13 protein-coding genes are annotated in these 15888 nt (G+C 71.0%); 12 read left to right on the top strand and 1 reads right to left on the bottom strand.

Features of this window, described 5'->3' with window-relative positions:
• From ACFYQ5_RS21325 to ACFYQ5_RS21270, 12 genes are all read left to right on the top strand, one after another.
• Complete coding sequence (locus tag ACFYQ5_RS21325) at nt 1-1287, top strand: dihydroorotase (RefSeq protein ID WP_389199474.1); 1287 nt, start codon at nt 1-3, stop codon at nt 1285-1287.
• Nucleotides 1284-1886 carry a hypothetical protein gene (locus ACFYQ5_RS21320; protein WP_389199472.1) on the top strand — a complete coding sequence of 201 codons (603 nt, stop codon included), beginning with the start codon at nt 1284-1286 and terminating at the stop codon, nt 1884-1886. The genes ACFYQ5_RS21325 and ACFYQ5_RS21320 overlap by 4 nt, the downstream gene beginning before the upstream one ends.
• Nucleotides 1883-3025 (top strand): glutamine-hydrolyzing carbamoyl-phosphate synthase small subunit, encoded by a 1143-nt coding sequence (gene carA / locus ACFYQ5_RS21315; RefSeq protein ID WP_389199471.1) that lies wholly within the window; start codon nt 1883-1885, stop codon nt 3023-3025. The genes ACFYQ5_RS21320 and carA overlap by 4 nt, the downstream gene beginning before the upstream one ends.
• Nucleotides 3018-6326, top strand: a complete 3309-nt coding sequence (gene carB / locus ACFYQ5_RS21310) for a carbamoyl-phosphate synthase large subunit (RefSeq protein WP_389199470.1) — start codon at nt 3018-3020, stop codon at nt 6324-6326. Before carA ends, carB begins: the two co-directional genes overlap by 8 nt.
• 58 nt (nt 6327-6384) lie before the next feature.
• Complete coding sequence (locus tag ACFYQ5_RS21305) at nt 6385-7494, top strand: quinone-dependent dihydroorotate dehydrogenase (protein WP_389199468.1); 1110 nt, start codon at nt 6385-6387, stop codon at nt 7492-7494.
• Nucleotides 7491-8330 carry an orotidine-5'-phosphate decarboxylase gene (pyrF, locus tag ACFYQ5_RS21300; RefSeq protein ID WP_389199466.1) on the top strand — a complete coding sequence of 280 codons (840 nt, stop codon included), beginning with the start codon at nt 7491-7493 and terminating at the stop codon, nt 8328-8330. Before ACFYQ5_RS21305 ends, pyrF begins: the two co-directional genes overlap by 4 nt.
• 244 nt (nt 8331-8574) lie before the next feature.
• Nucleotides 8575-8898, top strand: a complete 324-nt coding sequence (locus ACFYQ5_RS21295; RefSeq protein ID WP_266702292.1) for an integration host factor — start codon at nt 8575-8577, stop codon at nt 8896-8898.
• A gap of 38 nt (nt 8899-8936) precedes the next feature.
• Nucleotides 8937-9554 carry a guanylate kinase gene (gene gmk, locus ACFYQ5_RS21290; protein ID WP_389199464.1) on the top strand — a complete coding sequence of 206 codons (618 nt, stop codon included), beginning with the start codon at nt 8937-8939 and terminating at the stop codon, nt 9552-9554.
• A 102-nt stretch (nt 9555-9656) separates the two neighbouring features.
• Nucleotides 9657-9929 carry a DNA-directed RNA polymerase subunit omega gene (gene rpoZ / locus ACFYQ5_RS21285; protein WP_003970369.1) on the top strand — a complete coding sequence of 91 codons (273 nt, stop codon included), beginning with the start codon at nt 9657-9659 and terminating at the stop codon, nt 9927-9929.
• Between the two features lie 178 nt (nt 9930-10107).
• Entirely contained in the window at nt 10108-11310 is a 1203-nt protein-coding gene (coaBC, locus tag ACFYQ5_RS21280) for a bifunctional phosphopantothenoylcysteine decarboxylase/phosphopantothenate--cysteine ligase CoaBC (RefSeq protein WP_389199462.1), read from the top strand.
• 240 nt (nt 11311-11550) lie between these two features.
• Nucleotides 11551-12759 carry a methionine adenosyltransferase gene (gene metK / locus ACFYQ5_RS21275; RefSeq protein WP_389199461.1) on the top strand — a complete coding sequence of 403 codons (1209 nt, stop codon included), beginning with the start codon at nt 11551-11553 and terminating at the stop codon, nt 12757-12759.
• A 131-nt stretch (nt 12760-12890) separates the two neighbouring features.
• The gene (locus ACFYQ5_RS21270; RefSeq protein ID WP_389199459.1) at nt 12891-15035 is read left to right on the top strand and encodes a primosomal protein N'; all 2145 of its coding nucleotides are present in this window, start codon (nt 12891-12893) and stop codon (nt 15033-15035) included.
• A 44-nt stretch (nt 15036-15079) separates the two neighbouring features.
• Here the strand turns inward: ACFYQ5_RS21270 and ACFYQ5_RS21265 are convergent, their stop codons facing one another.
• On the bottom strand, nt 15080-15592 hold the full coding sequence (locus ACFYQ5_RS21265) for a hypothetical protein (protein WP_389199457.1): 513 nt from the start codon (nt 15590-15592) through the stop codon (nt 15080-15082).
• Nucleotides 15593-15888 lie beyond the last annotated feature (296 nt).

Raw genomic sequence — 15888 nt, 5'->3', positions numbered from 1 at the left:
ATGAGCAAGATCCTGATCCGCGGTGCGAAGATCCTCGGCGGCGAGCCGCAGGACGTCCTCATCGACGGCGAGACCATCGTCGGGACCGGCACCGGCATCGAGGCCGGCGACGCCACCGTGATCGAGGCGGCGGGCCAGATCCTGCTGCCCGGCCTCGTCGACCTGCACACCCACCTGCGCGAGCCCGGCCGTGAGGACTCCGAGACCGTCCTCACCGGCACCAAGGCGGCGGCGGTCGGCGGCTTCACCGCCGTCCACGCCATGGCCAACACCTTCCCCGTCGCCGACACCGCCGGTGTCGTCGAGCAGGTCTGGCGGCTCGGCAAGGAGTCCGGCTACTGCGACGTGCAGCCCGTCGGCGCCGTCACCGTCGGCCTGGAGGGCAAGCAGCTCGCCGAGCTCGGCGCCATGCACGACTCCGCCGCCGGAGTGAAGGTCTTCTCCGACGACGGCAAGTGCGTCGACGACGCCGTGATCATGCGCCGCGCCCTGGAGTACGTGAAGGCCTTCGACGGTGTCGTCGCCCAGCACGCCCAGGAGCCCCGCCTCACCGAGGGCGCCCAGATGAACGAGGGCGTCGTCTCGGCCGAACTGGGACTCGGCGGCTGGCCCGCCGTCGCCGAGGAGTCGATCATCGCCCGCGACGTCCTCCTCGCAGCCCACGTCGGCTCCCGGGTGCACATCTGCCACCTCTCGACCGCCGGCTCCGTGGAGATCGTCCGCTGGGCCAAGTCCAAGGGCTGGGACGTCACCGCCGAGGTCACCCCGCACCACCTGCTGCTCACCGACGAGCTCGTACGGACCTACAACCCGGTCTACAAGGTGAACCCGCCGCTGCGCACCGAGGCCGACGTCATGGCTCTGCGCGAGGCCCTCGCCGACGGGACCATCGACTGCGTGGCCACCGACCACGCGCCGCACCCGCACGAGGACAAGGACTGCGAGTGGGCCGCCGCCGCCATGGGCATGGTGGGCCTGGAGACCGCGCTCTCCGTGGTCCAGCAGACGATGGTGGACACCGGCCTCCTCGACTGGGCGGGCGTCGCCGACCGCATGTCGTTCCGCCCCGCGTCCATCGGCAGGCTCGACGGACACGGCCGGCCCGTCTCGGCGGGTGAGCCCGCCAACCTCACCCTGGTCGATCCGGCATACCGTGGAGCAGTGGACCCCGCGGGCTTCGCCTCCCGCAGCCGCAACACTCCGTACGAGGGTCGCGAGCTGCCCGGCCGAGTGACCCACACCTTCCTGCGGGGCCGTGCCACGGTCGTCGACGGGAAGCTCGCGTGACAACACTCAACCCCCTCTACCAGCTGGCCGCCGAGCAGAAGTCGGCCGAAGTGACGGACTGGTCCGCCCGCATCAGCTGGGTCCTCGGACTGATCGTCTTCATCGCCTTCGTCTACTGGCTGATGCGCCAGGGATGGAAGTGGCGGGGGAGCCTGCAGTCCGGACTGCCCGAGCTCGCGACCACCCCCGAAGGGTTCGCGGACGGCGAGACGCTGCTCACACTGTCCGGCCGCTACCACGCCTCGACGACCGCCGGGCAGTGGCTCGACCGGATCGTCGCGCACGGCCTCGGCACCCGCAGCCGGGTCGAGCTGACCCTCACGGAGCAGGGCCTCGACGTCGTACGCCCCGGGGCAGCCGACTTCTTCGTACCGGCCGCCGCACTGCGCGAGGCCAGGCTCGACAAGGCGCTCGCCGGCAAGGTCCTGCCCGAGGGCGGACTCCTGGTCATCACCTGGGCGCACGGCGACCGGCTGATCGACTCGGGCTTCCGCTCCGACCACGCGGCCGAGCACCAGGCCTGGGTCGACGCCGTCGGCCGACTCGCCGGCACCACCGACCACCACCTCACCAGCACGACGGAAGGCACCGCACGATGACGATCTCCACCCGGGGAGCCGGAAAAGCTCCCGCCGTACTCGTCCTGGAGGACGGCCGCTCCTTCCGCGGCCGCGCCTACGGGGCCGTGGGGGAGACCTTCGGCGAGGCGGTGTTCTCGACCGGTATGACCGGCTACCAGGAGACGCTGACCGACCCCTCGTACCACCGCCAGGTCGTCGTGATGACCGCCCCCCACGTCGGCAACACGGGCGTGAACGACGAGGACCCCGAGTCGAAGCGGATCTGGGTCTCCGGCTACGTCGTGCGCGACCCCGCCCGGGTGCCCTCCAACTGGCGCTCGCGCCGGTCGCTGGACGAAGAGCTCGCGAGCCAGGGAGTCGTCGGCATCAGCGGCATCGACACCCGTGCGCTCACCCGCCACCTGCGTGAGCGCGGCGCCATGCGCGTCGGCATCTTCTCCGGGAACGCCATCCAGGACGAGGGAATGCTGCTCGCCAAGGTGCGCCAGGCCCCCGAGATGACCGGCGCCGACCTCGCCGCCGAGGTCGCCACCAAGGAGGCGTACGTCGTCCCCGCCGTCGGCACCAAGAAGTTCACCGTCGCCGCGATCGACCTCGGCATCAAGGGCATGACCCCGCACCGCATGGCCGAGCGCGGCATCGAGGTGCACGTCCTGCCCGCCACGGCCACGCTCGACGACGTGTACGCGGTGGAGCCCGACGGAGTCTTCTTCTCCAACGGCCCCGGCGACCCGTCCACCGCCGACCACCCCGTCGCCCTCATGAAGGGCGTCCTGGAGCGGAAGACCCCGCTCTTCGGCATCTGCTTCGGCAACCAGATCCTCGGCCGCTCGCTCGGCTTCGGCACCTACAAGCTGAAGTACGGCCACCGGGGCATCAACCAGCCCGTGCAGGACCGTACGACCGGCAAGGTCGAGGTCACCGCGCACAACCACGGCTTCGCCGTCGACGCTCCGCTCGACAAGGTCTCCGACACGGAGTTCGGCCGCGCCGAGGTCTCCCACGTATGCCTGAACGACCAGGTTGTCGAAGGGCTCCAGCTGCTCGACCAGCCGGCCTTCAGCGTCCAGTACCACCCCGAAGCAGCCGCGGGCCCGCACGACGCCGCGTACCTCTTCGACCGCTTCGTATCCCTGATGGAGGGCCAGCGTGCCTAAGCGCTCCGATATCCAGTCCGTCCTGGTCATCGGCTCCGGTCCGATCGTCATCGGCCAGGCCGCCGAGTTCGACTACTCCGGCACCCAGGCCTGCCGCGTCCTCAAGGCCGAGGGCCTGCGCGTCATCCTGGTGAACTCCAACCCGGCGACGATCATGACCGACCCGGAGATCGCCGACGCCACGTACGTCGAGCCGATCACCCCCGAGTTCGTCGAGAAGATCATCGCCAAGGAGCGCCCCGACGCGCTGCTCCCGACCCTGGGCGGCCAGACCGCGCTCAACACCGCGATCTCCATGCACGACAACGGTGTGCTGGAGAAGTACGGCGTCGAGCTCATCGGCGCCAACGTCGAGGCCATCAACAAGGGCGAGGACCGCGACCTCTTCAAGGGGGTCGTCGAAGCCGTCAAGGCGAAGATCGGGTACGGCGAGTCCGCCCGCTCCGTCATCTGCCACACCATGGACGACGTCATCGCCGGCGTCGACACGCTCGGCGGTTACCCCGTCGTCGTCCGTCCCTCCTTCACCATGGGCGGCGCCGGCTCCGGCTTCGCCCACGACGAGGAGGAGCTGCGCCGCATCGCCGGACAGGGCCTCACCCTCTCGCCGACCACCGAGGTGCTCCTGGAGGAGTCCATCCTCGGATGGAAGGAGTACGAGCTGGAGCTGATGCGCGACAAGAACGACAACGTCGTGGTCGTCTGCTCCATCGAGAACTTCGACCCGATGGGCGTCCACACCGGTGACTCGATCACCGTGGCCCCCTCGATGACGCTCACCGACCGCGAGTACCAGCGGCTGCGTGACATCGGCATCGCGATCATCCGTGAGGTCGGCGTCGACACCGGCGGCTGCAACATCCAGTTCGCGATCGATCCGGCCGACGGCCGGATCATCGTGATCGAGATGAACCCGCGCGTCTCGCGCTCCTCGGCGCTCGCCTCGAAGGCCACCGGCTTCCCGATCGCCAAGATCGCCGCCAAGCTGGCCGTCGGCTACACGCTCGACGAGATCCCCAACGACATCACCGAGAAGACGCCGGCCTCCTTCGAGCCGACGCTCGACTACGTCGTCGTCAAGGCCCCGCGCTTCGCCTTCGAGAAGTTCCCGTCCGCCGACTCCACCCTCACCACCACCATGAAGTCGGTGGGCGAGGCCATGGCGATCGGCCGCAACTTCACCGAGGCCCTGCAGAAGGCCCTGCGCTCCCTGGAGAAGAAGGGCTCGCAGTTCGCCTTCACCGGCGAGACCGGCGACAAGGCCGAGCTGCTCGCCGAGGCGGTCCGCCCCACCGACGGCCGCATCAACACCGTGATGCAGGCGATCCGCGCCGGCGCCACCCAGGAAGAGGTCTTCGACGCCACGAAGATCGACCCCTGGTTCGTCGACCAGCTCTTCCTGATCAAGGAGATCGCCGACGAGCTGACCGCCGCCGACAAGCTCGTCCCCGAGCTGCTGGCCGAGGCCAAGCGGCACGGCTTCTCCGACGCCCAGATCGCCGAGATCCGCGGCCTGCGCGAGGACGTCGTGCGCGAGGTCCGGCACGCCCTGGGCATCCGCCCGGTCTACAAGACGGTCGACACCTGCGCCGCCGAGTTCGCCGCGAAGACGCCGTACTTCTACTCCAGTTACGACGAGGAGAACGAGGTCGCGTCCCGCACCAAGCCCGCGGTGATCATCCTCGGCTCCGGCCCGAACCGCATCGGCCAGGGCATCGAGTTCGACTACTCCTGTGTCCACGCCTCCTTCGCACTGAGCGACGCCGGCTACGAGACCGTGATGGTCAACTGCAACCCGGAGACCGTCTCCACGGACTACGACACCTCCGACCGGCTGTACTTCGAGCCGCTCACGCTCGAGGACGTCCTGGAGATCGTGCACGCCGAGTCGCTGGCCGGCCCGATCGCCGGTGTCATCGTCCAGCTCGGCGGTCAGACCCCGCTCGGCCTCGCACAGGCGCTCAAGGACAACGGCGTGCCGGTCGTGGGGACGTCCCCCGAGGCCATCCACGCCGCCGAGGACCGAGGCGCCTTCGGCCGGGTGCTCGCCGAGGCCGGCCTGCCGGCCCCGAAGCACGGCACCGCCACCACCTTCGCCGAGGCCAAGGCCATCGCCGACGAGATCGGCTACCCCGTCCTCGTACGCCCGTCGTACGTGCTCGGCGGCCGCGGCATGGAGATCGTCTACGACGAGACACGGCTGTCCTCGTACATCTCCGAGTCCACCGAGATCAGCCCCACCCGGCCGGTCCTGGTCGACCGCTTCCTCGACGACGCGATCGAGATCGACGTCGACGCGCTCTACGACGGCACCGAGCTCTACCTCGGCGGCGTCATGGAGCACATCGAGGAGGCCGGCATCCACTCCGGCGACTCGGCCTGCGCGTTGCCCCCGATCACTCTCGGCGGGTTCGACATCAAGCGGCTGCGCGCCTCCACCGAGGGCATCGCCAAGGGCGTCGGCGTACGCGGACTGATCAACATCCAGTTCGCGCTCTCCGGCGACATCCTCTACGTCCTCGAAGCCAACCCGCGCGCCTCGCGGACCGTCCCCTTCACCTCGAAGGCGACCGCGGTCCCGCTCGCGAAGGCCGCCGCCCGCATCTCGCTGGGCGCGACCGTCGCGGAGCTGCGCGCGGAGGGCCTGCTGCCGAAGCACGGCGACGGCGGCACCCTGCCGCTGGACGCGCCGATCTCCGTCAAGGAGGCCGTCATGCCGTGGTCGCGCTTCCGCGACATCCACGGCCGCGGCGTCGACACGGTCCTCGGCCCGGAGATGCGCTCCACCGGTGAAGTCATGGGCATCGACTCGGTGTTCGGCACGGCCTACGCCAAGTCGCAGGCCGGCGCCTACGGCCCGTTGCCCACCAAGGGCCGCGCCTTCATCTCCGTCGCCAACCGCGACAAGCGCTCGATGATCTTCCCGGCGCGCGAGCTCGTCGCGCACGGGTTCGAGCTGATGGCCACGTCCGGCACCGCCGAGGTCCTCAAGCGGAACGGCATCAACGCCACCGTCGTGCGCAAGCAGTCCGAGGGCGCAGGCCCGAACGGCGAGAAGACCATCGTCCAGCTGATCCACGACGGCGAGGTCGACCTCATCGTCAACACCCCGTACGGAACGGGCGGCCGGCTCGACGGCTACGAGATCCGCACCGCGGCCGTCGCCCGGTCCGTGCCGTGCCTCACCACGGTCCAGGCGCTCGCCGCCGCCGTCCAGGGCATCGACGCGCTCAACCACGGAGGCGTCGGCGTACGTTCCCTCCAGGAACACGCGGAACATCTGACCGCGGCCCGCGACTAGGCAAGACGGCAAGGGGGACACCGGAAACGGTGTCCCCCTCTTCATGAGGACACCTGTGATGTACAAACTCTTCTTCCAGCTGGTCTTCAAGCGGATGGACCCCGAGCAGGCCCACCACCTGGCCTTCCGCTGGATCCGCCGCGCCGCCCGTACGCCCGTGCTGCGTACCTTCGTGGCCGCCGCGCTCGCGCCCCGCTTCGAGGAACTGCGCACCGAGGCGCTCGGCCTGCGGATGCACGGCCCGTTCGGGCTCGCCGCCGGCTTCGACAAGAACGCCGTCGCGATCGACGGCATGTCGATGCTCGGCTTCGACCACATCGAGATCGGCACGGTCACCGGCGAGCCGCAGCCCGGCAATCCGAAGAAGCGGCTGTTCCGCCTCGTCGCCGACCGGGCGCTGATCAACCGCATGGGCTTCAACAACGAGGGTTCCGCGGCGGTGGCCGAGCGCCTCGCCGCCCGCACCCCGGTCTTCCGTACGACCGTCGGCGTCAACATCGGCAAGACCAAGGTCGTCGCCGAGGACGAAGCCGTGGGCGACTACGTGAAGTCCACCGAGCGGCTCGCCGCCCACGCCGACTACCTCGTCGTGAACGTCTCCTCGCCCAACACCCCCGGCCTGCGCAACCTCCAGGCCACCGAGGCACTACGCCCGCTGCTCACCGCGGTCCGCGAGGCCGCCGACCGCACCGTCACGGACCGGCGGGTCCCGCTGCTCGTCAAGATCGCCCCGGACCTCGCGGACGAGGACGTCGACGCGGTCGCCGACCTCGTCGTCGAGCTCGGCCTGGACGGCATCATCGCCACCAACACCACCATCGCCCGCGACAGCCTCGGCCTGAAGTCCGCGGCCTCGCTGACCGAGGAGACCGGCGGACTCTCCGGCGCACCCCTCAAGGAGCGCTCCCTGGAGGTCCTGAGCCGCCTGTACGCCCGTGTGGGGACCCGGATCACGCTGGTGGGCGTCGGGGGCATCGAGAACGCCGAGGACGCCTGGCAGCGCATCCTCGCCGGTGCCACGCTCGTCCAGGGCTACAGCGCCTTCATCTACGAGGGTCCGTTCTACGCCCGCGCGATCCACAAGGGCCTGGCCGCCCGCCTGGCCGCGTCTCCGTACGCCACCCTCGCCGAAGCCGTCGGCGCCGAGACCCGGAAGGTCATGCAGTGACCCCTGAACCCTTCGGCGCGCGCCTGCGCCACGCCATGGACACCCGCGGCCCCCTCTGTGTCGGCATCGACCCGCACGCCTCCCTGCTCACCTCCTGGGGCCTGAACGACGACATCGCGGGCCTCGAGCGCTTCACACGTACGGTCGTCGAGGCGCTGGCCGACCGGGTCGCCGTGCTCAAACCGCAGTCCGCGTTCTTCGAGCGCTTCGGATCGCGGGGTGTCGCCGTACTGGAGAAGGCCGTCGAAGAGGCCCGCGCGGCGGGGGCCCTCGTGCTCATGGACGCGAAGCGCGGCGACATCGGCTCCACGATGGGTGCCTACGCGGCGACCTACCTCGACAAGGACTCGCCGCTGTTCTCCGACGCGGTCACCGTCTCGCCGTACCTCGGCTTCGGCTCGCTGCGCCCGGCGCTCGACGCGGCCGAGGTCTCCGGTTCGGGGGTCTTCGTGCTCGCGCTCACCTCCAACCCGGAGGGCGCCGAGGTCCAGCGCGCCACCGTGGCGGACGGGCGCTCGCTGGCCCAGCTGATGCTGGACCACATGGCGGTCGAGAACGCGGGTGCGACGCCCCTCGGGTCCGTCGGCGCCGTGGTCGGTGCCACGCTCGGGGACGCCGGTGCCGATCTGTCGATCAACGGTCCGCTGCTCGCTCCCGGCATCGGCGCCCAGGGCGCCACCCCCGCGGATCTGCCCCGTGTCTTCGGTGCCGCGGTGGGCAACGTGGTGCCGAGCGTGAGCCGGGGTGTGCTGCGTCACGGACCGGACGCGTCAGGGCTGCGCGAAGCCGCCGGACGGTTCGCGGACGAGGTCCGTACGGCCGTCTCAGAAAGCTGACCATGCCACGTAACAGCCTGTTGACGGAATCCTGAGCAAAATTCTTGGTAGTTATGACCGAAATGTCCCGGTCGGCGGAGGCTGACCAGGACTTTTCGTCTGTTCTCGCTGACTCAGGCGGCCTTGGCCGCTAGTCTCCGTCGAGAGCCAACGAGCACAGGTTGTTCGTTGCTCACCAGGTGTGGAGCCATCAGGTTCCGCACCGGTCCGTATCCGACAGATCGACATCCGAGGTGACGTAGGCGTGGCTCTTCCGCCCCTTACCCCTGAACAGCGCGCAGCCGCGCTCGAAAAGGCCGCCGCGGCTCGCCGGGAGCGGGCCGAGGTCAAGAATCGACTCAAGCACTCCGGCGCCTCGCTCCATGAGGTCATCAAGCAGGGCCGGGAGAACGACGTCATCGGTAAGATGAAGGTCTCCGCCCTCCTTGAGTCCCTGCCGGGCGTGGGCAAGGTCCGCGCCAAGCAGATCATGGAGAGGCTCGGCATTTCCGAGAGTCGCCGGGTCCGGGGTCTTGGCTCCAACCAGATCGCATCCCTGGAGCGTGAGTTCGGCGGCAGCGCCGCCTGACGTTCTCAGGCACTCCTGAGAACCTGGATAATCGCCCCATGGCTGCAACATCCCGGGGGACGTCCCCCGTACCCCCGGACGCACGTCCGCGGCTGACCGTGCTCTCCGGCCCCTCAGGGGTCGGCAAGAGCACGGTCGTCGCTCATATGCGCAAGGTCCACCCCGAGGTATGGCTCTCGGTGTCCGCGACGACCCGCAAGCCCCGCCCCGGCGAGCGCGACGGTGTCCACTACTTCTTCGTCGAAGACGAGGAGTTCGACAAGCTGGTCGCCAACGGCGAGCTGCTGGAGTGGGCCGAATTCGCGGGCAACCGCTACGGCACGCCCCGCCGGGCCGTGCTCGAGCGCCTGGAGGCGGGCGAGCCGGTGCTGCTGGAGATCGACCTGCAGGGTGCCCGGCTGGTCCGTCAGTCGATGCCCGAGGCGCAGCTCGTCTTCCTCGCGCCCCCAAGCTGGGACGAGCTGGTGCGCCGGCTCACCGGCCGCGGGACGGAGGCGCCCGACGTGATCGCGCGCCGTCTCACGGCGGCGAAGGTCGAGCTGGCCGCCGAGGCCGAGTTCGACACGACGCTCGTCAATACCTCCGTCGAGGACGTGGCGCGCGAGCTGCTAACGTTGATGCTGCAGGCTTCCGGCCTCCGCGGTGCCGACGACTGACCTCGCCGGTCCTCACCATCACCGCGGACGCAGAGCATCACCACTGCGGAACCAGCATGATCAAAGATCTCTTTGGTCTCTATCCCCTTCGGAAGGCAGAGAGTGTCCTCTTCCATCACCACGCCCGAGGGCATCATCAACCCCCCGATTGATGAGCTCCTCGAGGCCACCGACTCGAAGTACAGCCTTGTGATCTACGCCGCCAAGCGCGCGCGTCAGATCAACGCGTACTACTCGCAGCTCGGCGAAGGCCTCCTCGAGTACGTCGGTCCGCTCGTCGACACGCACGTGCACGAGAAGCCGCTCTCGATCGCGCTCCGCGAGATCAACGCGGGTCTGCTGACCTCCGAGGCCATCGAGGGCCCCGCGCAGTAAGCAGGCGGTACGCAGGAAAAGCACCTTCACCACAGGCCCGGCGGTCGGTATCCGCCGGGCCTGTGGTGTGTCCCGCCCCGGGCCCGCCGGAGCGCTTCCGGGATGGTGAGGCAGCATGGTGTGGCCAGGTCATGAGGCCGCGCGTGAGTGCGCGGAGAGACGAGTGCGGGGAGACGCAGTGGACAAGCCGAAGGTCGTCCTGGGGGTCAGCGGCGGCATCGCCGCGTACAAGGCGTGCGAACTGCTGCGCAGGCTGACCGAGTCCGGCCACGACGTACGGGTCGTGCCGACCGACGCGTCGCTGAACTTCGTCGGGGCGGCCACCTGGTCGGCCCTGTCCGGAAACCCCGTGTCGACCGAGGTCTGGGAGAGCGTGCACGAGGTGCCGCACGTCCGGATCGGCCAGGGGGCCGATCTCGTCGTGGTCGCCCCCGCCACCGCCGACATGCTCGCCAAGGCCGCCCACGGGCTGGCCGACGACCTCCTCACCAACACCTTGCTCACCGCGCGCTGCCCGGTCGTCTTCGCGCCCGCGATGCACACCGAGATGTGGGAGCACCCCGCCACCCAGGAGAACGTGGCCACCCTGCGCCGTCGCGGCGCCGTCGTCATCGAGCCCGCCGTCGGCAGGCTCACCGGTGTCGACACGGGCAAGGGCCGGCTGCCCGATCCGGGGGAGATCTTCGAGGTCTGCCGACGCGTCCTGACCCGCGGTCCGGACGCCCCCGACCTCACGGGCCGGCATGTGGTGATCAGCGCGGGCGGCACCCGTGAACCGCTCGACCCGGTGCGCTACCTGGGCAACCGGTCCTCGGGCAAGCAGGGCTACGCCCTCGCCCGCACCGCCGTCGCGCGCGGCGCCCGGGTGACGCTGATCGAGGCCAACACGGGGCTGCCCGACCCGGCGGGCGCCGACGTCCTGCGTGCCGGGACTGCCGTGGAGCTGCGCGAGGCCGTGCTGAAGGCGGCGGCCGACGCCGATGTGGTGGTGATGGCCGCGGCGGTCGCCGACTTCCGGCCCGCCGCCTACGCGACGGGGAAGATCAAGAAGAAGGACGGGCAGGAACCCGCTCCCGTCACGCTCGTCCGTAACCCCGACATCCTGGCCGAGGTCGCCGCGCACCGGGCCCGGCCGGGGCAGCTCGTCGTCGGTTTCGCCGCCGAGACCGACGACGTCCTCGCCAACGGCCGCGAGAAACTCCGCCGCAAGGGGTGTGATCTTCTCGTCGTGAACGAGGTGGGGGAGCGCAAGACGTTCGGGTCCGAGGAGAACGAGGCGGTGGTGCTCGGGGCCGACGGTGGTGAGACCGCGGTGCCGTACGGCCCCAAGGAAGCGCTTGCTGACACGGTATGGGACCTGGTGGTGGCGCGTTTCGGTTAGATTGCGTAGGCGCCGCCCCGGCGGGAAGAAACCAACCACGACCGGCCATGTCCCGCGTCCCGGAGGAGGGATTGTCGTACTGCCGTCAACAGTGCGGCAGGTCACAGACCTCCCAATGGGCGAGACGCGTAACCCACTCAACGGAAACGACCGATAAACTGGTCGACGGAATGTGCCGGGCGCAGCTCCCGGAGTTCCATCAATGATCAGCCAGCAGCCGCTGCAACCCCAGGGAGCGATGTGTCCCGCCGTCTCTTCACCTCGGAGTCCGTAACCGAGGGCCACCCCGACAAGATCGCTGACCAGATCAGCGACACGATTCTCGACGCGCTCCTGCGTGAGGACCCCTCCTCGCGCGTCGCCGTCGAGACCTTGATCACCACTGGTCTGGTGCATGTCGCGGGTGAGGTCACGACCAAGGCCTACGCCGACATCCCCAACCTTGTGCGCAACAAGGTCCTGGAGATCGGCTACGACTCCTCCAAGAAGGGCTTCGACGGAGCCTCCTGCGGCGTCTCGGTGTCCATCGGGGCGCAGTCCCCGGACATCGCCCAGGGTGTCGACACCGCGTACGAGAAGCGTGTCGAAGGCGATGAGGACGAGCTCGACAAGCAGGGCGCGGGCGACCAGGGGCTGATGTTCGGCTACGCCTGCGACGAGACGCCCGAGCTGATGCCTCTGCCGATCCACCTCGCGCACCGGCTCTCGCGTCGGCTCTCCGAGGTCCGCAAGAACGGGACCATCCCGTACCTGCGCCCCGACGGCAAGACCCAGGTCACCATCGAGTACGACGGTGACAAGGCCGTCCGCCTCGACACGGTCGTCGTCTCCTCGCAGCACGCCTCCGACATCGACCTGGACTCGCTGCTCGCGCCCGACATCCGCGAATTCGTCGTGGAGCACGTCCTGGCGCAGCTCATCGAGGACGGCATCAAGCTGGACACCGACGGCTACCGCCTGCTGGTGAACCCGACCGGCCGTTTCGAGATCGGCGGCCCGATGGGCGACGCCGGCCTCACCGGTCGCAAGATCATCATCGACACCTACGGCGGCATGGCCCGCCACGGCGGCGGCGCCTTCTCCGGCAAGGACCCGTCCAAGGTCGACCGCTCGGCCGCGTACGCCATGCGCTGGGTCGCCAAGAACGTCGTCGCGGCCGGGCTCGCGGCCCGCTGCGAGGTCCAGGTCGCCTACGCGATCGGCAAGGCCGAGCCGGTGGGTCTGTTCGTCGAGACCTTCGGCACCGCCGCGGTGGACACGGAGAAGATCGAGCACGCCATCGGTGAGGTCTTCGACCTCCGCCCGGCCGCGATCATCCGCGACCTCGACCTGCTCCGCCCGATCTACGCCCAGACCGCGGCGTACGGGCACTTCGGCCGAGAGCTCCCCGACTTCACCTGGGAGCGCACCGACCGCGTGGACGCGCTGCGCAAGGCGGCGGGCCTCTAGGGCGTCGGTTCCTCCTTCACACCGGGGCCCGGACACCGCACGAGGTGTCCGGGCCCCGGCGCGTGCGGCGCTGCGGACGGCTGTTCCGGAGGGCCCGGGGCGTGTCAGTGGGGTCTGGTAGGAATGTGGCTGTGAGCAGCGACGACGAGCGGTCCGACGAGCCCGGGTCCGGGGTGCCGGAGCAGCTTGCGCTCATCCGGGAGACGGTGCGCCAGGCCAAGGTGCCGCGTGCCAAGCCGCGGACCTGGCGGGGCGCCGCGCTCGCCGAGGAGCTCCCCGTCGCCCGCGTCCTGGTGAACAAGAGCGCGCTCCACCTCGACCAGTACTTCGACTACGCCGTCCCCGAGGAGCTCGACGAGGAGGCGCAGCCCGGCGTCCGGGTCAGGGTGCGGTTCGGGGCCGGCGGGCGCCAGGTCCGCGGCGGGAGGCGCGAGGGCGGCGGGCTGATCGACGGCTTCCTGATCGAGCGGCGGGCCTCGTCGGACTACCAGGGAGCCCTGGCGGCCCTCGCCTACGTCGTCTCGCCCGAGCCGGTGCTCGGGCCGGAACTGCTCGAGCTCTCGCGGGCCGTCGCCGACCGCTATGCCGGCAGTCTCGCGGACGTGCTGCAGCTCGCCGTGCCGCCGAGGAACGGGCGCGCCGAGTCCAAGCCGTCGCCCGCCCCCCTGCCGCCGCCCGCCGTCCCCTCACCCGGGACCTGGGAGCGGTACGCCCAGGGCCCCGGGTTCCTGCGGGCACTGGCCGAGGGCGGGGCCCCCCGGGCCGTGTGGACCGCCCTGCCCGGACCACACTGGCCGGAGGAGATCGCCCGTGCCATGGCGGCGACCCTGGCCTCGGGCCGGGGCGCGCTCGTCGTCGTACCGGACGGGCGGAGCGCGGGGCGTGTCGACGCGGCGCTCACCGCGGTGCTGGGGGAGGGGCGCCACGCGCTGCTGACCGCCGACTCCGGACCGGAGAAGCGCTACCGGCAGTGGCTGGCGGTCCGGCGAGGATCCGTGCGCGCGGTCGTCGGGACCAGGGCCGCGATGTTCGCCCCGGTCGCCGACCTGGGCCTGGTGGCCCTCTGGGACGACGGCGACTCCAGCCACAGCGACGACAACGCCCCCTTCCCGCACGTCAGGGAGGTCCTGGAGCTGCGTGCGGCACACGGCCGCTGCGCCTTCCTGCTGGGCGGGACGAACTGCACGGTGGAGGCCGCCCAGCTGGTCGAGAGCGGCTGGGCCCTGCCCTTGCGCGCGGACCGCGACCAGTTGCGGATCGCGGCCCCCCTCGTGCGTACCGTCGGCGACGGGGAGCTCGCGCGGGACGGCGCGGCCCGCTCGGCGCGGCTGCCCAGCCTGGCCTGGCAGACCGTACGGGACGGCCTGCGCAGCGGCCCCGTCCTCGTCCAGGTACCGCGCCGGGGCTACGCGCCCAGGCTGGCCTGCGAGCGCTGCCGGGAACCCGCCCGGTGCCGGCACTGCGCGGGGCCGCTGCAGGCGCCCGACCAGCAGGATCTCAACTGTTCCTGGTGCGGGCGGGCCGAGACGGCCTGGAGCTGCGCCGCCTGCGGCGGCGTCCGGCTGCGGGCACAGATCGTCGGAGCCCGCCGGACCGCCGAGGAGCTGGGGCGCGCGTTTCCCGCCGTCCCGGTGCGGACGTCGGGGCGGGACCACGTGCTGGACTCCGTGCCCGACCAGCCCGCCCTCGTGGTCAGCACTCCCGGCGCCGAGCCGGTCGCCGAAGGCGGTTACGCGGCGGCACTCCTGCTGGACGGATGGGCGATGGTCGGCCGGCCCGACCTGCGGGCGGGCGAGGAGGCGCTGCGGCGCTGGACGGCCGCCGCAGCACTGGTGCGTGGGCAGCCGGAGGGCGGCACGGTGGTGATCGTGGCCGAGCCGACCCTGCGGCCCGTGCAGGCTCTGGTCCGCTGGGACCCCGTCGGCCACGCCCGCCGAGAGCTCGCGGAACGCGCCGAGCTCGGTTTCCCGCCGGTGTCCCGGATGGCCTCGGTGACCGGCCCGCCCGAAGCGGTGGCCGCCTACCTCGCCGGTGCGGACCTGCCGCCCGAGGCGGAGGTGCTGGGCCCCGTCCCCGTGCCGGGAGCCACTCCCGGCAGGCCCCGCAGACAGGGGGAAGCCCCGCCCGGCGAGACCTGGGAGCGGGCGCTGGTCAGGGTCCCGCCGGGGCGGGGAGCGGCCCTGGCCGCCGCCCTGAAGGCGGCACAGGCGGCACGGACGGCCAGGGCCACCGCGGATCCCGTACGGATCAGGATCGATCCGCCGGACATCGGCTGAAGCGCCGGGGCCGCCCCGTCAGCGTTTGCCGCCGGCCGTTCCGGTCAGCCGTTGCGCGGCCCGGGGAAGGCGCCGGGACGGTCCGACGGCTGCGGCGGCATGGAGCGGGCCGCGGGCACGACCGGCAGCGCGGGGGAGGAGCCCGGTGTCGCGGGCACCGCGTGGTTCGGGTCCTCGGGAGCGGGCTCCGCCGTCGCCGGCTGCGGGGCGGCGCGGCGCGCGCCGTAACGGCGGTGCACCGCCTGTTTGGTGACCCCGAGGGCGGAGCCCACCGCGTCCCACGAGAAGCCGAGCGAGCGGTCGAAGTCCACCGCCGCGGTGACCAGTGTCTCGACACTGTCCCGCAGCTCCTGCGCGAGCCGGACCGTCGGCGCAGGCGCCCTGCCGTAGACGACGAAGCCCGCGGACGGGCCGGAGCGGCGCGGACGGTAGACGTTGCCCAGCTGCGCAGTGAGGGTACGCAGCGCGTCCACCTGCCGCCGGACCCGCTCGATGTCCCGCACCAACAGGTGCAGACTGGCACGCGCTTGGGCGTCGTGGGTTGCGTGGTCGGCCATGAACAAGCCTCTCGAACCGGCGTTGAAAGGGATCGGACCGCGCGGCGGCGGCCCACTTCGGTCAATCTCACTTGACCAACGCGTCACCCGCCCATGTGGTCACGCAACAGGGGCGTATGGGCAACCGCGCGGGGCGCACGGGCCTGCGTACGCCCCCCGGTCCGCCGGGTCCTGGCGGGCCGGGCGGCACACGGGGGCGCCCCCTAGACCCGGACTTCGCGGGTCACCGTTTCAGGTCTGTGGCCAGCGGGTTTGTCCGATGTCGGTATCGAGGAGATCGAGGAGGTGGAGTTGGA

Origin of the sequence: Streptomyces sp. NPDC005794 (assembly GCF_042871445.1) — a bacterium.
In the GTDB taxonomy this organism is placed as follows: Bacteria; Actinomycetota; Actinomycetes; order Streptomycetales; family Streptomycetaceae; genus Streptomyces.
The sequence above is the reverse complement of the archived record's forward strand: the minus strand, read 5'-3'. Positions and strand labels throughout refer to the sequence as shown.

Bases quoted from the DNA above. Each gene is read 5' to 3' on its own strand.
- ACFYQ5_RS21325 (WP_389199474.1), top strand. From the start codon at position 1: ATGAGCAAGATCCTGATCCGCGGTGCGAAGATCCTCGGCGGCGAGCCG.
- carA (WP_389199471.1), top strand. From the start codon at position 1,883: ATGACGATCTCCACCCGGGGAGCCGGAAAAGCTCCCGCCGTACTCGTC.
- ACFYQ5_RS21305 (WP_389199468.1), top strand. From the start codon at position 6,385: ATGTACAAACTCTTCTTCCAGCTGGTCTTCAAGCGGATGGACCCCGAG.
- gmk (WP_389199464.1), top strand. From the start codon at position 8,937: ATGGCTGCAACATCCCGGGGGACGTCCCCCGTACCCCCGGACGCACGT.
- ACFYQ5_RS21265 (WP_389199457.1), bottom strand. From the start codon at position 15,592: ATGGCCGACCACGCAACCCACGACGCCCAAGCGCGTGCCAGTCTGCAC.